General features: G+C 53.5%; 23 protein-coding genes. 7 read left to right on the top strand and 16 right to left on the bottom strand.

Annotated elements, in window-relative coordinates; all coding sequences use genetic code 11:
* Positions 1 to 233: 233 nt before the first annotated feature.
* The 14 genes from K8W53_RS21750 to K8W53_RS21685 all read right to left on the bottom strand — a co-directional run bounded on the left by K8W53_RS21750 (position 234) and on the right by K8W53_RS21685 (position 10,038).
* Positions 234 to 956 carry a phage baseplate assembly protein V gene (locus K8W53_RS21750; protein ID WP_000679393.1) on the bottom strand — a complete coding sequence of 241 codons (723 nt, stop codon included), beginning with the start codon at positions 954 to 956 and terminating at the stop codon, positions 234 to 236.
* A gap of 9 nt (positions 957 to 965) precedes the next feature.
* Positions 966 to 2,009, bottom strand: coding sequence for a phage late control D family protein (locus K8W53_RS21745; RefSeq protein ID WP_023224735.1), 1,044 nt, complete (start codon positions 2,007 to 2,009; stop codon positions 966 to 968).
* Positions 1,997 to 2,206: a tail protein X gene (locus tag K8W53_RS21740; protein ID WP_001269716.1), complete on the bottom strand. Its 210-nt coding sequence runs from the start codon at positions 2,204 to 2,206 to the stop codon at positions 1,997 to 1,999. Before K8W53_RS21740 ends, K8W53_RS21745 begins: the two co-directional genes overlap by 13 nt.
* Positions 2,206 to 3,159, bottom strand: a complete 954-nt coding sequence (locus K8W53_RS21735) for a phage tail protein (protein WP_052939512.1) — start codon at positions 3,157 to 3,159, stop codon at positions 2,206 to 2,208. Before K8W53_RS21735 ends, K8W53_RS21740 begins: the two co-directional genes overlap by 1 nt.
* Positions 3,159 to 5,513: a phage tail tape measure protein gene (locus K8W53_RS21730; RefSeq protein ID WP_052939511.1), complete on the bottom strand. Its 2,355-nt coding sequence runs from the start codon at positions 5,511 to 5,513 to the stop codon at positions 3,159 to 3,161. Before K8W53_RS21730 ends, K8W53_RS21735 begins: the two co-directional genes overlap by 1 nt.
* 96 nt (positions 5,514 to 5,609) lie before the next feature.
* Complete coding sequence (locus K8W53_RS21725) at positions 5,610 to 5,738, bottom strand: GpE family phage tail protein (protein WP_023224737.1); 129 nt, start codon at positions 5,736 to 5,738, stop codon at positions 5,610 to 5,612.
* The gene (locus K8W53_RS21720; protein WP_001003638.1) at positions 5,698 to 6,015 is read right to left on the bottom strand and encodes a phage tail assembly protein; all 318 of its coding nucleotides are present in this window, start codon (positions 6,013 to 6,015) and stop codon (positions 5,698 to 5,700) included. The genes K8W53_RS21725 and K8W53_RS21720 overlap by 41 nt, the downstream gene beginning before the upstream one ends.
* 51 nt (positions 6,016 to 6,066) lie before the next feature.
* Positions 6,067 to 6,591, bottom strand: a complete 525-nt coding sequence (locus tag K8W53_RS21715) for a phage major tail tube protein (RefSeq protein WP_023224738.1) — start codon at positions 6,589 to 6,591, stop codon at positions 6,067 to 6,069.
* A complete protein-coding gene (locus tag K8W53_RS21710) occupies positions 6,591 to 8,018 on the bottom strand; it encodes a phage tail sheath family protein (protein WP_000729853.1) in 1,428 nt (475 codons plus the stop codon). The genes K8W53_RS21715 and K8W53_RS21710 overlap by 1 nt, the downstream gene beginning before the upstream one ends.
* Positions 8,008 to 8,205: a hypothetical protein gene (locus tag K8W53_RS21705; protein ID WP_000875313.1), complete on the bottom strand. Its 198-nt coding sequence runs from the start codon at positions 8,203 to 8,205 to the stop codon at positions 8,008 to 8,010. The genes K8W53_RS21710 and K8W53_RS21705 overlap by 11 nt, the downstream gene beginning before the upstream one ends.
* Positions 8,202 to 8,657 carry a Gp37 family protein gene (locus K8W53_RS21700; RefSeq protein WP_000449440.1) on the bottom strand — a complete coding sequence of 152 codons (456 nt, stop codon included), beginning with the start codon at positions 8,655 to 8,657 and terminating at the stop codon, positions 8,202 to 8,204. Before K8W53_RS21700 ends, K8W53_RS21705 begins: the two co-directional genes overlap by 4 nt.
* Before the next feature lie 158 nt (positions 8,658 to 8,815).
* Positions 8,816 to 9,130: a hypothetical protein gene (locus tag K8W53_RS21695; protein ID WP_000777267.1), complete on the bottom strand. Its 315-nt coding sequence runs from the start codon at positions 9,128 to 9,130 to the stop codon at positions 8,816 to 8,818.
* Positions 9,131 to 9,142: 12 nt separating this feature from the next.
* Complete coding sequence (locus K8W53_RS21690) at positions 9,143 to 9,748, bottom strand: lytic transglycosylase domain-containing protein (RefSeq protein ID WP_023224739.1); 606 nt, start codon at positions 9,746 to 9,748, stop codon at positions 9,143 to 9,145.
* A gap of 2 nt (positions 9,749 to 9,750) precedes the next feature.
* A complete protein-coding gene (locus tag K8W53_RS21685) occupies positions 9,751 to 10,038 on the bottom strand; it encodes a putative holin (RefSeq protein ID WP_001226439.1) in 288 nt (95 codons plus the stop codon).
* Between the two features lie 576 nt (positions 10,039 to 10,614).
* Between K8W53_RS21685 and K8W53_RS21680 the strand changes: the two genes are divergently transcribed.
* Positions 10,615 to 10,962 carry a Mor transcription activator family protein gene (locus K8W53_RS21680; protein ID WP_000615248.1) on the top strand — a complete coding sequence of 116 codons (348 nt, stop codon included), beginning with the start codon at positions 10,615 to 10,617 and terminating at the stop codon, positions 10,960 to 10,962.
* Positions 10,963 to 11,092: 130 nt separating this feature from the next.
* On the opposite strand, the gene lysC is transcribed toward K8W53_RS21680, so the two are convergent.
* Positions 11,093 to 12,442 carry a lysine-sensitive aspartokinase 3 gene (lysC, locus tag K8W53_RS21675; protein WP_000136394.1) on the bottom strand — a complete coding sequence of 450 codons (1,350 nt, stop codon included), beginning with the start codon at positions 12,440 to 12,442 and terminating at the stop codon, positions 11,093 to 11,095.
* Positions 12,443 to 12,786: 344 nt separating this feature from the next.
* On the opposite strand from lysC, the gene pgi reads away from it, so the two are divergent.
* The 6 genes from pgi to psiE all read left to right on the top strand — a co-directional run bounded on the left by pgi (position 12,787) and on the right by psiE (position 19,207).
* Complete coding sequence (pgi, locus tag K8W53_RS21670) at positions 12,787 to 14,436, top strand: glucose-6-phosphate isomerase (protein WP_023224740.1); 1,650 nt, start codon at positions 12,787 to 12,789, stop codon at positions 14,434 to 14,436.
* Between the two features lie 443 nt (positions 14,437 to 14,879).
* Positions 14,880 to 15,122, top strand: coding sequence for an exopolysaccharide production protein YjbE (gene yjbE / locus K8W53_RS21665; protein ID WP_001541297.1), 243 nt, complete (start codon positions 14,880 to 14,882; stop codon positions 15,120 to 15,122).
* A gap of 63 nt (positions 15,123 to 15,185) precedes the next feature.
* Complete coding sequence (locus tag K8W53_RS21660; RefSeq protein WP_000824801.1) at positions 15,186 to 15,824, top strand: YjbF family lipoprotein; 639 nt, start codon at positions 15,186 to 15,188, stop codon at positions 15,822 to 15,824.
* Complete coding sequence (locus tag K8W53_RS21655; protein ID WP_023216234.1) at positions 15,821 to 16,558, top strand: capsule biosynthesis GfcC family protein; 738 nt, start codon at positions 15,821 to 15,823, stop codon at positions 16,556 to 16,558. Before K8W53_RS21660 ends, K8W53_RS21655 begins: the two co-directional genes overlap by 4 nt.
* Positions 16,558 to 18,654, top strand: a complete 2,097-nt coding sequence (locus K8W53_RS21650; RefSeq protein WP_023224741.1) for a YjbH domain-containing protein — start codon at positions 16,558 to 16,560, stop codon at positions 18,652 to 18,654. The genes K8W53_RS21655 and K8W53_RS21650 overlap by 1 nt, the downstream gene beginning before the upstream one ends.
* 142 nt (positions 18,655 to 18,796) lie before the next feature.
* A complete protein-coding gene (psiE, locus tag K8W53_RS21645) occupies positions 18,797 to 19,207 on the top strand; it encodes a phosphate-starvation-inducible protein PsiE (RefSeq protein WP_000982752.1) in 411 nt (136 codons plus the stop codon).
* 165 nt (positions 19,208 to 19,372) lie between these two features.
* On the opposite strand, the gene malG is transcribed toward psiE, so the two are convergent.
* Complete coding sequence (malG, locus tag K8W53_RS21640) at positions 19,373 to 20,263, bottom strand: maltose ABC transporter permease MalG (RefSeq protein WP_001252081.1); 891 nt, start codon at positions 20,261 to 20,263, stop codon at positions 19,373 to 19,375.
* Between the last annotated feature and the right edge of the window lie 3 nt (positions 20,264 to 20,266).

Here is a 20,266-nt window from a genome sequence, read left to right as displayed (position 1 = left end):
TTAAAGTAAAAAATAGCGTTAGTTTTCCAATATACATATATGCAATATTTGCAGCGCAAAGTGATTACATTTTCATCGGAAATAGCGCGCGAAAAGGGACTAATCACGTTGCGCTGAAAATAAATATCCTCCAGCAATTTGCCCGGTGGCGCTTTTGCGCTTACCGGGCCGGTGTTTATGCACCTTTTGCAGGCTGGATAAGGCGAAGCCACCATCCAGCAGCAATTTGCAGGTTAGTGGGAGTGGTGGTTAGAGTTGCCGCCGTTGTCCATCAGCGTGCCGCTGGCGTTAACGTTGCCGAGGACATTCACGTTGCCCGTGATAACCGCGCTGTTTCCGACGCCGCCGCTACCGGCCATACCGCCAAGCCAGGTGAGTTTTTTCATCACGGTAACGTCGCCGGTAAAGGTGCTGAGCGGCGCATCGACGGTGACATTCAGCGCTTTAATGCCCGTATGGGGCGCTTCCACGTTGACATCTACCGCCTTGACGCCCACGGAGGTGGCCGCCACGTCTACGGTTTCTGATATCACCGTGACGTGCTGCGCCCTGACCTCTACTTGCGGTGAAGTAAGCTGCGTACGTTCCTTCACTTCAATGACGATTTTTTCTATGCCGCCGTTGACGGTGAGCTGGTGTAACGCACGGTCATATTCAAAGGCCGCGCCGTCGGAAAACTGCACGTAGCGCTTGTCGCGCGAGGCCAGCGGCGCGGTATCCACGCTGGAGTAGACCGCGCCCAGCACCACCCCATCCTCGCCGTTGTCGTCGAGCAAAACTTCCACCTGTTCGCCAATATCCGGCAACCAGTAATCTTTGTTGTCCTGCGTGTTGCGTTGCAGCACCGCAAGCCAGTTACTGCGCAGGTTATCGCACTCCGGTAGAGTGACTCTGACGCGCACGACCGCCTCATCAATATCGCTGATAATACCCGTCTGGCGGGTAACGCCTTTCATATTGCCTCCTTACTGGCTGGTTGCCGGTCCGCGTGAAATGTCGATTTCGGTAGTGTAGCCGCCGCTGCGCGTGAGTTTGTGCATGGATTTATCAATCAGCCACTGCCCGGAAAGTACGCCAAAATCGCTCAGTTCTATCTTGTTGCCCGCCGTCAACTGCGGGCAGCCCATCAGGGTGAGCGTGCCGGTTTGCTGGTATTCGTTGTGGCTGTCCAGCGCGGCATTGGCTTTAGCCTGCGCCGCGCCGGTATCCGGAGCGCGACTGTTGATCTTCAGGGTATCGGCGCTGGTCGCCGCACCGCGCGCCGAGGTCTTTTCCTGGCTATCATGGGTATAAATAACCAGTTCTTTTTGCTTGCTATTTTGATGCTGCACGGTGGCGTTTTTGTAGATCCGGTTGATGGTATCTTTGAACGTGTAGTGCGAAACATCCGTCCGCCTGAGCGTCTTCACCGGCGCCAGACAGCGCAGCGTCGGCAGATGCGAAAAGATCAGCTCCGTCGCCGTCACTTTCACGGTATAGCCATATTCACTCGCCAGCCGTTTGAGAAACGCCACATCGGTTTCGGCATATTGCGTGACCCGATCAATCGTCAGCGGCGCAATCTTGCCCGCCAGTGTTAAACCGTGTTTTTGCGCGATGCGACTGGCGATGGCGGAAAGCGTCGTCTCCTCAAAGCCCTGGCTGTTTTTGGTGCGTAGCGCTTTGCTGACCGAGGTGGCGATACCGTCGATATTGACCGTCGAAGGTGGCGCGCTGATATCAATTTTATCAATGATATAGATTCCGCAATCGAGCAGATCTTCGCCCTGGTAGCCCAGGCGCAGCGCCAGCGTGTCGCCTTTTCCTGGATACCATTCGTTTACCCAGCGCCCGGCGCTATCTTCCAGCGCAATGGCAATAACATCCGACTCGTTTTTAATGCTGTCGCTGTAACTGATGCTGGTGACGTAAGGCGCGATGTCGTAAGTGATCTCTTTATGTCCGTACCAAAGGGTAAAAATGGGCGTCAGGGTGGCGAACACCCCGCCGGATACCGTTATCTCAGCCATGGCGGTAGCTCCGGGGTCGTTTGCGTAACGCTGATAACCGGGATGATCAGCCGCACGCCTGACGGCAAAACCGGCATAATAGCGACGTGCGGATTGGCCGCGATGATGCGTTCGTAGGCCAGCGCATCGCCGTAATAGCGCCAGGCGAGATTATCCCAGCGTTCGCCGTCGGTAGTGACATGTTCAAGGTAGCGCATTACAGACTCCTCGTAATATCGGTGGCAGCAAGCTGGCTCACGTCAGGGGCGCTTGTTTGCAGCGTGCCGCGCGCCTGATTGACCAGCGTCGCGGCGCTGTCGTAAGTCGCTTCCGCGACGCTGCTGGTGATAGCGTCAAACAGCGATTCGGCGTGTTCGATAAGCGTGCCGGCATCGCCCGCGCATTCGCGGATCCCCGGCAGGCTGTCGATCAGTTCCTGCATTTTCGCCGCCAGCGCTTTCGGCAGCCCGGCCAGCGTTTGCAAATCCAGCGGCTGCTGGAACAGCGCGTCTATCGCGCTAATGGTTTTTTTCAGCGAATCGACGATATCGCCGCATTTTTCTTTCAGCGCTTTGGCTTCCTTCACCAGCTCTTTCGCCTGGGCGATCGTTTTTTTGATGTCATCAATGGCGTCGGCCACCTCATTCATCATCTCTTTGGCTTCACGCATACCCTCTTCGACGGCGCTCAGCAGTTCATCGAACCAGGAATCGCTAACGTCGGGAAGCTCATCCAACATCTCGTCAATGTTCGGTTCCTGAGTGGTGATGGCCGGAGGCAGTAACGGACTCTTCGGATCGCCGGTGTACTCCTGTAGCGACAGAGTGCCGCCCTGGGCAATGACGTTACCGTAAGGATCGGTGTGTTGGTGGGTAGCGGTCAGATCGGTAATCACGAACCAGCCGCGATAATCGCCATTGCCGAACACCAGCGCCATCGCCTGGTGCGCGGTCATCGCTTCCCGCAGACGGTTCAGCTCGGTGGTCGGCTGGCAATACTGACTATGAAAGTTGAATTTCAGGGTGATTTTGTCCAGCTTATCGCCGATAAATTGCACGCCCGGTTTCCCTTCAATACGGGCATGGCTGGTATAATCCACGCCCATCGTGCTTTCAAATTCGTCCCAGTAAGCGACGACGTCAAATTCTATTTCGCCTAATACGGCATACATTATGCGTACTCCCGGCGCCGTTGTTGCGCCATGACATCGTTAATCATTCTCTCCAGCTCGCGTTTGCTCAGCGACAGCACGTTGTTGATATCTTTAGCGGCATTCGCGCCGCTTCCCTGCACGGTAACCTGCGGGGAAAAGTGTACCTGCACGTTGCTTTGCGCGCGGGAGGGCAGCGTATAAGGTTTCCCGCCTGATTTGCCGGGAAGCGCGGCTGGCGTCGGCGGCGTGGCGGCGCTTTTCGTCTTCACAGGCTGCGGCGAGGTCATCGTTTTGGCCGAGGTTGTCACCGCTTTCGCTCCCGATGCCAGCGGCACGCTGGCCTGTTGCGCGACCATTGTTCCGGCAATACCGGGGACGGCGGCGGCGACAGACGGCATTTCAGCGTTGATGCCCAGCGCGCTTTTCGCCCAGTCGGGGATCAGCGCTTTTATCTTCTCAATCGCCCCGTTCAGGAAAGGAAGCGCATTCAGAATGCCGTTGATCAGGCTATCGAGAATATTGCCGCCAAATTCGCTGAAGCTGGCGGGGAGCTCAATGCCAAACCAGTCCAGTACGCTGGCGAAGGCGCGGTAAAACAGCCCCAGCGGCGACCAGTCGAGAATCAGACGCGTGATGCCTGCAATACCTCCGTCAAAGGCGGTTTTGATACGCTCCCAGACTCCGGCAAAGAAACCGGAAATCGGTTCCCAGTAGCGATAAAGTAAATAGGCGGCGCCTGCGATAGCGGTGATAGTCAGGCCGACAGGGTTCATCAGCAGCGCCCGACCCAGCCAGATAAACGTCTGGCCGACCAGCCGTAGCCCTTTTATCAGGCCATTTCCCAGCAGCATCGTCAGGCTTTTCGCACCGTTGCCAAACGATTTCAGAACCGACAGCGCGCGACTGCCGCCGCCCAGCGCCAGACCGGCTTTGACCTTCAGGAAGATATCGATCAGGCGAATAAACGGTGACGCAATGAGGTTTGCTCCCAGCCTGAGAATATTCAGCGCCCCGTTGAACAGCCAGATAACGCCAACGACTTTAGCGACCCCTTGCACCAGCGCCGGATTTTCCCGCAGCCAGGCGCTGAACTGCCGCACCAGCGGCGTGATGCTTTGCGCCAGTTCGCCAATGGCGGGCATCAGCGCCAGGCCGACGGTCAGCCACAGATCGTTAAGTGAAAGTTGTAACGCTTTGGTCTGTTCTCCGGGCGATGTCATTTTCGCGGCGAAGTCATCATCAATAAAATGTTGCCCCGCCGCCTGCATTGCGGAGGCTTTTAGCTGGCGATATTCGTCCATATTCGCCAGCATCGGGGCGAGAAAATCCCGCGTTTGCGCATCGCCGAACATCGCGCCAAGGTTAAATTTCTCCGTTATGGCCTGTAGCGCGTCGCCGCGCGCGGAAAGATCCTCAATTTTCATGGTTTGCCTGAAGGTGTCGAGGATCTGCGGGTTCATTTTCTCCAGTTGCATCTGCACGATGTGGGCCATCGCTTCGGTGATGCCGATGCCGTTTTGCTGATGCTCCAGCAGCGATCCCTGAAGATCCACGCCCTGGCGGGCAAACCAACTGTCCGTCTCTTTCGAAAAGGCGGATTTCAGGAAATGGTCGAAATTCGCTGCCGCCGCGCCTGCGTCAGGAGCGTTTTTCATGGCGATTTGCATCGTTGCGGTCAGTTCCGCAATGCCTTCTTTTCCCTGAGCGCCGGTTTTTCCGGCAAAGGCGTTAATCCACTGGGTTTGTTCTGCAACGGAGCCGCCGCCGCTTTTTGCCACGCTGTACAGCATATTTTGCGCAAAACGGAAGTCGTCAGGGGCGATGTTCAGTTTGTCGCGAGTGGCCAGAGCCGCCTGCGCCCAGCTTTGCGCGCTGTCGCGGGAGGCGGTTGCGGCTTTGGCGATATCGGGCATGTAGCGGCTAAGATCCTGCAATGCGCTGACGCCGCCTTCGATCATCGTGGCGGCGGCGCTTTGCAGATCTTTTTGATCCTGATTGAAATCAAGGCTCCAGTCGCGGATATTCAGGCTCAGGGCGTTCCGCGCGGTGTTATCCATGCCGCCTTTCGCCGCCATATCGACCATGTTGCCCTGAAATTCGTAAGGCAGCTTCCAGTCGGGAGTCTCAACGTTCAGGAGCTTGCCGAGCTGTCCGGCGAACGTTTGTGTTTTTTCCAGCAACCCGGCGCGCTGTTTATCGTTCTCTTCCCGGCGAAGGGCAGAGTTAGCGAGCTGTTGCGTAAGCCGGGTGATTTTTGTTTGCTCAAAGCTGAGCGTGTGCAGCGTGCTGGCGTTGAGTGAGCCGTAACGGGCTATTGCCTGCGTCAACGTCTCATTACGCGCCTGAAGCTGAGTAATAATGTCGTTGGCCAAAATAGTGTCTCGTATAAGTTGCCCGGTAACAGGCTGCTTGCCGGAAAAAGAACAGGGAAGGAGTGAACCGGGCTTGGGTCAGGAAACCCGCAGGCATTAAGCCTGCGAGTCGTATTCGTGTTTAATTTGCGCGCTGGCTTCGTCCAGCCAGCAGGTAAAATCGTCAACCGACAGCGCGTCAATTTCACTGGGCGGAAAGTGAAACCACCTCGCCAGCAGCGCCATTGCCTGCCACAACTGCTGTGGGTTCTGTAGCCATGCTAAGCATGGCCTGAAATCGTTTCTGCAATGCCTGATAGTCCAGCAGATCCATTTCCGCCAGATCTTCGGCTACCAGCCCGGTCATAGCCGCCATCAGCGGCTCATCCCACTCTTCCGGTTTATCGCTGGCGCGTCGCGCGGCGCGCATATCTTTTACCTTCAGGCGACGTAATTGCAGAACGTCGATACGTTCCCCGGCGGCGGAGGTAAACGGGAATTGCAGGGTATATTTTTCGTTCATGGTGTAGTCCTTATTCGTCGTGTTAAATTCGGGGCCGTAGCCCCGAAGTAATTAACCGCCAATATTATTGCGGTAGGCACTTAATTGATCCGCGCCATTTACGCGGAAAATATTCGCCAGATAATCCAGTTCAAGAAGCGTTTCACCGTCAACCACCTGTTTAATATAAGTGCAGCCGAAGGCGCTGCTAAATTCCGGGTTTTCATTCTGTTTAAACGTTCCCAGCGGGTTCTTTTTAAACATTACGGTCATATGCGTCACCAGCGCTAACTGATCCGCTTTACCCTGCGAGTTATAACAATCGATACTGGAGCGGCACTGCAATGCCACCGCCTGCCACGGGTTTGCCGTTTTACGCATGACGTCGTGGTAAAACGAGTTCCATTTAATTTCACCTTCCAGTTTGTCAAAACCGGCAGGCAGTTCAATTTTACCTACCATCCCCAGCGCTTTATGCTCCTGCATAATCATGCTGATATCAGGCAGTTTAATTTCACTCGCGCGACCTAAAAGATTATTACCATCAAGATAAATATTGGCGTTGGTAATACGGTTAATTTGAATTTTTCCAGCCATTAGCGATTGCTCTCCAGAGAAACTAAATATTCAGAGGTAATTTCGGTTTCAAACGTCAGACGTTCCAGCGGCGGCGGCGGAGTGAATTTGTAGCTCAGCAACAGATGCCCGGCTGCCAGTTCAGTCTGTTCGTTACGCGCCGGGTCGTACCAGCATTCAAAACCCAACAGCGCGCCGTCGGCAATCAGCTTGCGACCCCAGGTGTTCACCGATTCGGTCAGCGCGTCGATCAGCGCCTGGTTTATCGGCATATCCATATACTGCTGGCTGAAATAACGAATCGATTCGTTGATTACATCGCCGGTACGGCGCACGTTCTCAAAGTTACGCATATGAGTAACCGTCGGCCAGGCGGCGGTACGGTTGCCCCACAGGCGCAAACCGGAGCCATAGCTGTTGAAGATGGTGGTGATGCCGTTTTCATTCAGTTGATTCACTTCGCTTTGCGGATCGTCGATCATCGCTGACAGCGAGCGCTCTACGCCGGTAATGCCCTGAATTTCCTGATTGGAGTTGCTCCACCAGAAGCCTTTTTCCAGATCCACTTTGGCACGCAGGCCAGCGGCGCGGGAGGAGAGCGGCTCCAGGACTTCGCTGTCCGTCGCGCTGTCGTACACTTTAACGTGCGGATAGCACAGACGCGCGCGATCGGAACTGGTATTGAAGTTAATCGCCCCCTGCGGGCCGCGCCCTGCCAGAACCTGCTGGAAAGTCGTGCCGATGGGCGCATCAATGTAGGTAATGGCTCCCAGCGCTTCTGCCTGAGCGATAAGCTTAACGGCGACCGAGTTTTGCGTACAAAAGACCGGCGCAATCAGGATCTTTGCGTAAAAACCAAACTGGTTCCAGGTGTCCTGTAACAGCTTCATGCCGGTACGGTCACCCGCGGTGTTTACCGCGCCAACAATATCGGCGGCAGTCACTTTGGTGGGGTCCGCGTAAGTATAATTTACATAGGCCTGAACGCCGGGTTTCAGGTTGGTCCCCATGCAGGTGATTTTACCGGTCAGCATATCAATGGTGTAATCGGTGCCTTTGATATAAGCGTTTCCGGCGTTCGTGCTGCGGCCAATACTCATCGTTTGCACGGCCCCGTGCTTGAGTTGAATCTGACCGTTGTCATCAACCTTCACGGTTTCACTGGGAATGGTACTTTTGTGTACCGCCGGATTCAGCACGTTAATCACCACGACCGTCCCTGCGCCGTGATCGTAGATCGCCTTCAGCGCCTGCGGGATGGTGAAATTTGCCAGGCCTGGGCCAAACTGCGCCGCGTCGCTTTCAGAAAGGCACAGCGTCGGCTGGTTAACCGGGCCGCATGGCGCGGTGCCGATCAGACCAATAACCGCAGATTTAACCGCCTTAACCGGGCGTGGGCCGGTTTCGATCTCAATGGTCTCTACACCGTGCAGGTAATTAGCTGCCATGGACAATTTCCTCTTCATTAGTTTCTACTTCTTGCGTAACCACTGGCGCCAGGTGACGGCGGGCAATCATGGTGATTACCCACTCGTTATCTTCCGGCAGCGAGATTTCGCTATTGGGCCACAGTAAGACTTCCTGACCGTCGGCGAGCGTGACGCCGCTTGCCGGGCCACTGTAGATATATTTCATTGAATTTCCTCATAATTAACGATTGTCAGCAGGGGGGAGTCCTTGCTTTCCTGTTCCGCGATAAACAGGGTGCTGGCGGTCATATTCAGGGCGTAACGGCAGAAGTTTGCGGCGTCGCCGATATATTTTTCGCTTTCCAGCCAGAGCGGACGATCGCAGTCGGGAAGTTCAATGCCCCCCAACGAGCGACGTAGACGATCCAGCGCGTTTATCGCGTCACTTATTTGCGGAACAATAACGGTGGCGGAAATCCGGATTAGTTGTTTTTGTACCGTGGCATCCGTATTTTCTGGTTCGGCAAAAACCGAACCGCAGTAGTGAATTAATACCGTTACCTGCTGTCCTGTTGGGATATATACTTTCGCATCGGTTGATGAAATATGTATATCCATATCAGGGTTTAATTCACGTAGTCTATTCGCCACGGTATGTACAACAGATAATGTTTCCATATACGCTTTCCTTGATTTACCGGGAGAGATAATATTCTCTCTTCGTTATCGTTCAGACGTATTTTGATGTATCAGGCATCAGGAATCTTTTAATCTCCTTTAGAGAAAAAAGTTAAAACAAATAACAAATCCCCGGCGTATAAACGGCGGGGATTTGTTTAATGGTTCCCTCGTTGAATCAGTTCTATTTTGCTATATAGCGCATCCAGTTTTGCTTCCAGAACGGCCTGGCCGCGCAGATAGTCGTCTCTGCGGACATAATGCAGCGGCAGATCGGCGCGGAACTCCAGAAATTCTCTCTCCAGCCTGGACCAACCTATTTCTGATTCGCGTCGGGCAGCTTCCAGTGCTTCAAAACGTTCATTCAGCCGTTTTTCAATTTGCGCCAGCAGCAATTTACCGGCAGCAAACATTAATCCAACAAACGAAAGTAAGAGGGAGATGACTTCCCAAAAATCGATACTGAGTTTCATTACTCCCTCTGATTAATGAATGCAGCTAGCCTGCCCCCATTGCAAATAACGGGGAGCATGTTGGTATAAAATCGCTTTGGGATAGTGACGATTCTCGCGCCAGTTTGCGGCGCTGCGCCCGGCGTTAACGCGTTCTACATGTTCAAACCAGATGGACGCATCCAACCCCTTTGCGGCGGCCAGCTTTTTATCTCTGTTAACCCAGCCTTGCCCGCCGTTATAGGCGCTCAGAGTGAAAGCCATTCGCTGGCAGCTATTTTTTGCTGACACGCTTTTCCACAACTGGCGGTCATACTGTACCAGCGCGCGTATCGCCCAGGCGGGATTAAACGGCTTGTTTTCGTGGAGTTCCGGGTACAACTGGCTCACCCATTTTGTCGTTGCAGGCATAAATTGCGCCATACCCTGCGCGCCAGCCGGAGAAAGCGCGTCAGGCGCCCAGCCGGATTCCTGATGTAGTTGCCCGGCAAAATCCGCAACGGGGGCGTTAAGCCCCCAGATTTCGCGCGCGGTACGAATCACTTCGTTTCGCCATTGCAGAGAAGCGCGCGGCGGTTCGGCAGCGTCGGCAGACAAGAAAGTCATAGCGCAGACCAGGCATACGTATTGATAACGCATCGTTACAGCCCCAGCGCGACGGCAAGGCAAATTGCCGCAACGATGATCGCGCGACGAATCATCGCAGCGGCGCAGCACAGCGATTCTTCCCAGGGACAGAAGGAGTCGGGACGCGCCCAGGGGAAAAGACTGCGGTCGAGCCAGTAACCCAGCACCGCTGATAACGAAACCAGGCTGAGTTTATAGATGACGACCGGAATTTGTGCTGATGATGTCCAGCCGATAAGCGCAAACAGTACGACAGAGGCAATCAGCCAGCCGGAAAGTCGGGGAACAATAATTTTTCGCATACTCTATCTCCTGATAATTGAGAGAGAAGTATCGCTTTTCCCCATAGCGGAAGAACGAAAAGGGCTTTAATAAATAACTTTAAAAAATGTTTAGCGCATGGTGTCAAATGCCAACAAATAAACGAATAAATAAAGCTTTCGGGGCAGGGGGTAGAGGCTGCCTGCGGAGAGTCAGTATGTGTCTGCGGCAGGCTACGATGGCGGTATTGCTGCGTCATAATAATCTTTGATTAAAATTATCTTATTGATTTTTAAAGTCAGTTTAAAAACTCACGCGATCGTGAGGAAAGCGATCTTTTTGATCGAACGCAGAAAAAAATGCAAAAAATTAACTGTATATACATACAGTATTGTGTAAAATGATGACATCAGTGAAGGCTTACTTCACCTATAAAATAAATACATATTATAAATTGAAAGCGATATATACATTCTTTTAATTTATAATTAAATGTCGTTGATAGTAAATATTTATATATATTTTGAATGTATTGATAGGTAGTTATTGCACCGTTTTTTACGCTTCCCTTTTTGGTGCCGTCACGGGAAGCATGGTGCTGGATATGGAGATAAAATATGATTCAGAAATCAAAAGAAATGGTTCGGCTTCCGGAGATTATTAACGATCTGGCGTTTCATGCGTCGCAGGTGCTTATTGAAAGCATGAATATTGATAGCGCGTCAGCCGAAAATGCCGGTCAGGCAATTGCTGACAGAATGATGCGTAACTGGGGCGGGCAAAGCATTTATTTTCCCAAAGGTATCTCTGGCCGGGCCTCGGAACGGGATTATCAGATTTACAGCGAGTGCGATGGGCGTAATTATGCGGAGCTGGCCAAAAAGTACAATTTGACACTGCAGTGGATCTATAAAATCGTTAAGCGGGTCCACACGGAAAAACAGCACCAGCGGCGTATGCTGTAAGCGATATCGGGTATGGCGTATAGCGACAAGCGCTATACGCCGGGAGCTGCGACAGGCCGGATAAGGCGCTTGCGTCGCCATCCGGCGGCGTATTGCCTGATAGCGCTCACCCGCTGCCGTGTCAGGGCGATTATTCAAATAAGTTCTGATGTAGCTTTTGCACCACTTTCTCGGCATCGTCTCCCGGCACGAGGAAGCACAGATTGTGGCTGGAGGCGCCGTAACAAATCATGCGAATGTTGAACGGTTCCAGGACGCCAAACACTTCTTTACCAACACCGCAGGCTTTTGACAGGTTGTTGCCAATCAGCGCGACCAGCGCCAGTCCTTCTTCGACTTCTACCCGACACAGCGCGGAAAGCTCCATCAATAAGGATTGGGTCAGTAACGTATCGCCCGTGGAGGTGGAGCCGGTAGTATCCAGCGTCAGCGCGACGCTCACCTCCGAAGTGGTAATCAGATCTACCGAAATATTATGCCGCGCCAGAATGCCGAACACCTCTGCCAGGAAACCTCGTGAGTGCAGCATATTCAGGCTGTGCAGCGTCAATAGCGTTTGATTGCGGCGCAGCGCCAGCGCGCGGAACAGCGGCGGGTTTTGGGTTTTATTGCACACCAGCGTACCGCCCGCTTGCGGATCTTTACTGGAGCCAACGAAGACCGGGATATCGCTACGCACGGCCGGGAGTAAGGTGGCTGGATGCAGTACTTTTGCGCCGAAGGTTGCCATCTCCGCCGCTTCTTCAAAGTCGATTTCATCAATTCGCTGCGCGACGGGCACCACGCGCGGGTCGGTGGTGTAAATACCGGGCACATCTGTCCAGATATCAACCCGCGCGGCATGGAGCGCTTCAGCCAGCAACGCTGCCGTATAGTCGCTGCCGCCGCGGCCTAACGTCGTGGTGCGGCCTTTGCTTTCACTGCCGATAAAGCCCTGAGTAATGACCAAAGTTTCGCTCAGGCGCGGGAGCAACTGCTGCGCGGCCAGTTCCGCAAGCGCTGCGACGTCCGGTTCCGCACGACCAAAGCGATCGCTGGTACGCATCACTTTGCGCACGTCGAACCAGTGGGCCTGTACGTCGCGTTCACGCAGGATCTCAACAAATAGCAGGGTAGACATCAGCTCGCCGTGGCTGACCAGTTCATCGGTCAGGGCTGCCGATGTCGCCAGCGATGCCGCCTCCGCCAGAATAGTGATGTTTTCCAGCAGGCGTTCAATCTCTTCGCGAATGACATTCGGATGACGCAGACGATCAAGGATATCGAACTGGATTTTACGGATGGCGTCGAGCGTAGCGAAACGTTCGCCAGGCTCCATCCCTTCGGCCAGCGCCACCAGCAGGTTAGTGATGCCGGCAGACGCGGAAAGCACGACTAAACGAACATTGGCGTCGGAAAGTACGATATCCGCGCTACGGTTCATGGCGTCAAAATCAGCGACGCTGGTACCGCCAAATTTGGAAACAACGATCTCTGTCATATCAACCTCGTGTCAGGAAATGAAAAACGCGACCATGGCACAAGGGCAGAACAGAAACCGGTGCAGGCGCAAATGCAAGTAACGTATTTATAAATAAAAGTTGTGGCCTGGACTGTCAACGTTGGGATTATGCGGATTTTTTATGCTGAGTTTAGGCTCAGTAACAGCGCTTATAACCCCGATACCCACTTGCCGCCTTTCTGCACCTCGAATTATTTAGGGTATATACTTTTTATCCTCATTCGACAGTGCCTGGGGCAACGGCACTAAAACAATCACACTTTTCTGTGACTGGCGTTACAATCGATCCCAGTCACAATTCTCAAATCAGAAGAGTATTGCTAATGAAAAACATCAATCCAACGCAGACTTCTGCCTGGCAGGCGCTCCAGAAACACTACGATGAAATGAAAGACGTTACGATCGCTGAGCTTTTTGCGAACGATAGCGACCGTTTTGCTAAATTTTCCGCGACGTTTGACGATCTGATGCTGGTGGATTTCTCCAAAAACCGCATCACCGAAGAGACGCTGGCAAAATTACAGGATCTGGCGAAAGAGACCGATCTGGCCGGCGCGATTAAATCCATGTTCTCCGGCGAGAAGATCAACCGCACCGAAGATCGCGCCGTGCTGCACGTGGCGCTGCGTAACCGTAGCAATACGCCGATCATTGTGGACGGCAAAGATGTGATGCCGGAAGTGAACGCCGTGCTTGAGAAAATGAAAACTTTCTCGCAAGCGATTATCTCCGGTCAGTGGAAAGGCTACACCGGTAAGGCCATCACCGACGTGGTGAACATTGGTATCGGCGGTTCCGACCTCGGCCCGTTCATGGTGACCGAAGCGCTGCGTCCGTATAAAAATCATCTGACTATGCACTTCGTCTCTAACGTTGATGGTACCCACATCGCTGAAGTGCTGAAGAAAGTGAACCCAGAAACGACTCTGTTCCTGGTGGCGTCGAAAACCTTCACCACCCAGGAAACCATGACCAACGCCCACAGCGCGCGCGACTGGTTCCTGAAAACTGCAGGCGATGAAAAACACGTGGCGAAACACTTTGCTGCGCTCTCCACCAACGCCAAAGCGGTCGGCGAATTTGGTATCGACACGGCCAATATGTTCGAGTTCTGGGACTGGGTCGGCGGTCGTTACTCGCTGTGGTCTGCCATCGGGCTGTCCATTATTCTGTCCGTCGGTTTCGACAACTTTGTCGAGCTGCTTTCCGGCGCGCACGCGATGGACAAGCATTTCTCCACCACTCCGGCGGAGAAAAACCTACCCATTCTGCTGGCGTTGATTGGCATCTGGTACAACAATTTCTTCGGCGCGGAAACCGAAGCCATTCTGCCGTACGACCAGTATATGCACCGTTTCGCCGCCTACTTCCAGCAGGGCAACATGGAATCCAACGGTAAATACGTTGACCGTAACGGCAACGCCGTGGATTACCAGACAGGCCCAATTATCTGGGGCGAACCAGGCACCAACGGTCAGCACGCGTTTTATCAATTGATTCACCAGGGTACTAAAATGGTGCCGTGTGACTTTATCGCCCCGGCTATCACCCATAACCCGCTATCCGATCATCATCAGAAGCTGCTGTCTAACTTCTTCGCGCAGACCGAAGCGCTGGCGTTTGGTAAATCCCGCGAGGTGGTTGAGCAGGAATATCGCGATCAGGGTAAAGATCCGGCGCAGCTTGAACACGTTGTGCCATTCAAAGTGTTTGAAGGCAACCGCCCGACCAACTCTATACTGCTGCGCAAAATTACGCCGTTCAGCCTGGGCGCGCTGATTGCGTTGTATGAGCATAAAATCTTTACGCAGGGCGCCATCCTGAACATCTTTACTTTCGACCAGTGGGGCGTTGAGTTGGGTAAACAGTTGGCTAACCGTATTCTGCCGGAGCTGGGCGATGATAAAGCTATTTCGTCCCATGATAGCTCTACCAACGGTCTGATTAACCGTTATAAAGCCTGGCGCGCCTGATGGCGCTGCGCTTATCCGGTCTACGTAATGCATAGCGTCTGTAGGCCGGATAAAGCGTTTCGCCGCCATCCGGCAAAAAGAGAATAAGATAATAAAAAGGCCGATATTCACATCGGCTTTTTTTATAAGATAATTCCGCTTGTCCGTCTTTATCCCCACAATTTTATATTGAGCTTAATCCTAAAATAAGCAATAACCAGAAAATCACTCTGCGTTATTTTCAGATTATACGGATGCCGATGTCTTTTAGTTTAATTTTAACTTATTGATTTTATTTGTTTGTTAATTAAATAATGTAGGCGTTACTTCTTTAAAGTTTAATTATCCTAAAACCTCGCTGTTATTTCTCCCGGACATAATCCGCCTGCTTTGGTTGTGTATACTCGGTAGCGCCCGAAATTCTTTTGGGTAAATCTCCATTCATTCAATGAAGGGAAATTATGATGAAAAAAGTACTGTATGGCATTTTTGCCATAACCGCGCTTGCGGCGACATCTGTCTCGGCAGCCCCCGTTCAGGTGGGTGAAGCGGCAGGGTCGGCAGCGACGTCGGTATCGGCGGGAAGCTCCTCCGCTACCAGCGTTAGCACCGTAAGTTCGGCGGTGGGCGTCGCGTTAGCGGCAACCGGCGGCGGCGATGGTTCTAATACCGGAACCACGACCACCACGACCACCAGTACCCAGTAGTATCGGTACGTTTAACCATAACCACACTCCGGTGTGGTTATTTTGCCCCTCTGGAGAAGCGTCGTGAAGCGACTCGCACTTATCCTGATTTGCCTGCTATTACAGGCGTGTTCGGCCACCACTAAAGGCCTGGGCGATTCACTGTGGGACAGTTTGTTCGGTACGCCAGGCGTACAGCTAACGGATGACGATATTCAAAACATGCCTTATGCCAGCCAGTACATGCAGCTTAACGGCGGTCCTCAACTGTTTGTGGTGCTCGCTTTCTCGGAAAACGGGCAGCAGAAATGGGTGACGCAGGATGGCGCGACGATCGTGACGCAGCATGGCCGTCTGGTCAAAACTCTGCTCGGCGGCGACAACCTGATCGATGTGAATAATCTGGCGACCGACCCGCTGGCGAAACCAGGACAGATTATCGATGGTGCGACCTGGACTCGCACCCTGGGCTGGACCGAACATCGCCAGGTGCGTTACGCCACCGCCCGTTCCGTTTTTACATGGCGAGGGACCGATAGCGTTAGCGTCGGCAGTGAAGAGACCGCCGTGCGGGTGCTGGATGAAGAAGTGACGACCGATCAAACGCGCTGGCGTAATCGCTACTGGATTGATAGCGAAGGCCAAATTCGCCAGACGGAACAGTATCTGGGCGCGAATTACTTTCCGGTGAAAACCACGCTGATTAAGGCGGCAAAATCATGATGAAAAGGACGATAAGCGCGCTGGCGCTGGCCTTTATCGCGTCATCCGCCTTTGCCAGCGGCACTGTTACCGTTTTTACCCAGGGTAATAGCGAGCCTAAAACGCTGACAGACGCTGAGCGTCTGCTCGATTTAGTCGGACAGCCGCGCCTGGCAACGAGCTGGTGGCCTGCGGCGGTGATAGGCGAAGAACAGGCGACCGTGACGGCGCGTCAACAGCAGCAGGAACTTCTCGGGCGACTGGCGGCGCTCAGCGCTGAGGAAGATGGCGATGCGGCGGCGGCGATAAACACACTGCGCCGACAGATTCAGGCGGTGAAGGTGACGGGCAGACAATTCGTGAATCTTGATCCTGACGTAGTTCGGGTGAGCGAACGTGGTAACCCGCCGCTGCAAGGTCACTACACGCTCTGGGTCGGGCCGCAACCCACGCAGGTGACGCTCTTTGGCTTGATTAGCCAGCCGGGCAGCCAGCCGTTCGTCCCTGGGCGGGACGTCGCCAGTTATCTCGAGGGTCAGCGCTTACTCAGCGGCGCGGATCGTAGCTATGCCTGGGTGGTTTACCCTGATGGACGCAGCCAAAAAGCGCCGGTGGCTTACTGGAATAAACGTCATATCGAGCCAATGCCCGGCAGCATCATTTTTGTCGGTTTTGCCGATTCCCTTTGGCGCGGCACGCCGGAGGCGATAAATGCCGACATTCTTCATACCCTGACGCAGCGGATACCGGAATAATGAAAAAAACACATCTGCTCAGCGTGCTGGCGCTGGGTATTAGCGCGGCCTGCCATGCCGAAACATATCCAGCCCCTGTTGGGCCTTCACAATCTGACTTTGGCGGCGTGGGCCTGCTGCAAACGCCGACAGCGCGTATGGCGCGTGAAGGGGAGATGAGCCTGAACTATCGCGATAACGATCAGTACCGCTACTACTCGGCTTCGGTTCAGCTTTTCCCGTGGCTGGAAACCACGTTGCGCTATACCGATGTCCGTACGAAAAAGTACAGCAGCGTGGAATCATTCTCCGGCGACCAGACTTACAAAGATAAAGCGTTTGATGTGAAACTGCGGTTGTGGGAAGAGAGTTACTGGATGCCGCAGGTGGCGGTTGGCGCGCGCGATATCGGCGGGACGGGGCTGTTTGATGCGGAATATATTGTAGCGAGTAAGGCCTGGGGGCCATTTGATTTTTCATTAGGTCTCGGCTGGGGCTATCTTGGCACCAGCGGCAATGTGTCTAATCCTTTCTGTTCGTATAGTGATAAATTCTGTTCGCGTGATAACAGCTATAAAGAGGCCGGTTCCGTCGACGGTAGCGATATGTTTCACGGCCCGGCTTCGCTGTTTGGCGGCGTGGAATACCAGACCCCGTGGCAACCGCTACGCCTGAAGCTGGAGTATGAAGGCAATAACTATCAGCAGGATTTTGCGGGGAAACTGGAACAGAAGAGCAAGTTTAACGTCGGCGCCATTTACCGCGTCACCGATTGGGCCGACGTTAACCTCAGCTACGAGCGCGGCAACACCTTTATGTTTGGCGTTACGCTGCGCACCAATTTCAACGATTTACGTCCCGCGTATCATGACAATTCACGCCCGCAATACCGACCACAGCCGCAGGATGCCATCCTGCAACATTCGGTAGTGGCTAATCAATTAACGTTATTGAAATATAATGCCGGTCTGGCGGACCCGAAAATCCAGGTCAAAGGCGATACGCTATACGTTACCGGTGAACAGGTGAAGTACCGCGACTCCCGTGAAGGGATCGTGCGCGCTAACCGGATCGTCATGAACGATCTGCCGGAGGGGATCCGCACGATCCGCGTGACGGAAAACCGCCTTAATCTGCCGCAGGTCACCACTGAAACCGATGTCGCCAGCCTGAAACGCCATCTGGAAGGCGAACCGCTGGGACATGAAACCCCGCTGGCGCAAAAACGCGTGGAGCCGATCGTGCCAGAGAGTACTGAACAGGGCTGGTATATCGACAAGTCGCGCGTTGATTTTCATCTTGATCCCGTGCTGAATCAGTCGGTAGGCGGCCCGGAAAACTTCTATATGTATCAGTTGGGCGTAATGGGAACTGCGGATCTGTGGGTCACGGATCATTTGCTCACCACGGGCAGCGTGTTTGCCAATATCGCCAACAACTACGACAAATTTAACTACACCAATCCGCCGAAGGACTCGCATCTGCCGCGGGTGCGTACGCATGTCCGTGAGTATGTGCAGAACGATGTTTATGTGAATAACCTACAGGCCAACTACTTCCAGTATTTTGGCAATGGTTTCTATGGGCAGGTCTACGGCGGTTATCTGGAGACCATGTTTGGCGGTGCCGGGGCGGAAGTCCTGTATCGCCCGGTAGACAGCAATTGGGCGTTTGGTCTGGATGCCAACTACGTGAAACAGCGTGACTGGCGTAGCGCGCAGGATATGATGAAGTTTACCGATTACAGCGTGAAGACCGGACATTTGACCGCATACTGGACGCCGTCGTTCGCCCAGGATGTGCTGGTGAAAGCCAGCGTTGGTCAGTATCTGGCGGGCGATAAAGGCGGTACGCTGGAGATCGCCAAACGCTTCGATAGCGGCGTCGTTGTCGGCGGTTACGCGACGATTACCGATGCGTCGCCGGATGAATATGGGGAAGGGGATTTTACCAAAGGCGTATATGTTTCCGTGCCGCTGGATATCTTCTCGTCCGGCCCAACCCGAAGTCGTGCGGCAATTGGCTGGACGCCGCTGACGCGTGACGGTGGTCAACAGCTTGGCCGTAAGTTTGGCCTGTATGGTATGACCAGTGACAGGAGCGTAAATTTCCGTTAATACTCAGGCCGGACAAGGCGTTTACGGCGCTATCCGGCAAATTATCTTATTGAACAAAATATAAACATAAATAAAAAATATAGATGCCCGTCACATTTGTGCGTTATACAGAAACCTCGCCGCAGAGAAAGAGGGGGCTGTTATGATGCCATTATCGCGCTCACGTCTTGAGTTTATCGCCACGATTTTACAAAACGTACTAAATTTGGGGCTGCTTACCCTCGGTCTGATCCTGGTCGTTTTTCTCGGTAAAGAGACGGTTCATCTGGCGGATGCATTATTCGTGCCTGAGCAAGCCAGCAAATATGAACTGGTGGAAGGGCTGGTGATCTACTTTCTTTATTTCGAATTTATTGCGCTGATTGTGAAGTACTTTAAGTCTGGCCTTCACTTTCCGCTGCGCTATTTCGTGTACATTGGGATCACGGCGATTGTGCGTCTGATCATTGTCGATCATAAAACGCCAATGGATGTATTACTCTATTCGGCGGCGATCCTCCTGTTGGTTATCACGTTGTGGTTATGTAATTCGAACCGACTACGGCGAGAATAGGCGTCGCCACACCGTAACGGACGTATGGCGTGGCAATAAATTAGCCGCTGTCTATAACGCATAAAAAAAGCGCTCCGAAGAGCGCCAAAATACGACCATAAGTGGGGATAACATAAGTTGAGGGCAGTGGCATTGCCCGTTGCCGGGCAGGTACTTCGATAAAACTTAACCTTTCACACCCCCAGCCGTCAGGCCGTTGACCAGCCAACGTTGCGCCAACAGGAACACCAGGGTGATAGGAATAGCAGAAAGGACGGCGGCGGCGGCAAAGTCGCCCCACAGGTAGTTTTGCGGGTTGAGATATTGCTGCATACCCACGGCCAGCGTATAGCTGTCCACATCGCGCAGTAACAACGAGGCGACCGGAACTTCGGTAATCGCCGCGATGAACGACAGAATAAACACCACCGCCAGAATCGGTACGGAAAGCGGCAGCAGCACCAGGCGAAACGCCTGCCACGGGGTTGCGCCATCCAGCGCGGCGGCCTCTTCCAGCGAGCTGTCGATAGTTTCGAAGTAGCCTTTAATCGTCCAGACATGCAGCGCGATGCCGCCAAGATAGGCGAAGATCACGCCGCCATGCGTATTCAGACCGATAAATGGAATGTATTGTCCCAGGCGGTCAAATAACGCATACAGCGCCACCAGAGACAAAACCGCCGGAAACATCTGGAAAATCAGCATCCCCTTGAGCAGTGTTGCTTTACCTGGAAAACGCATTCGTGCGAAAGCGTAGGCGCAGGTGGTGGAGAGCGCCACGATGCCGATGGCGGTAATACCGGCGATTTTCACCGAGTTCCACAGCCACAGCAGTACCGGGAAGGGAGGCGGCGTTACCCGACCATCCGCATGTTCCACGCTGAAACCCAGCGCCAGCCGCCAGTGTTCCCAGGAGATTTTATCCGGGATCAGGCTTCCGGTGGCGAAGTTCCCCTCACGTAGCGAGATAGCGATGACCATCAGCAGCGGGAACATGATCGCCGCGATGAAAATCAGCAGCCCCAGGTGCGTGATGAAGAGACGTAATTTTTGAGATTTGGGTTGGACCATAGCCATTGT

It is taken from the genome of Salmonella sp. A29-2 (genome assembly GCF_020150755.1).
GTDB lineage: Bacteria > Pseudomonadota > Gammaproteobacteria > Enterobacterales > Enterobacteriaceae > Salmonella > Salmonella enterica.
This window is presented reverse-complemented; position numbering and strand designations above follow the sequence as displayed.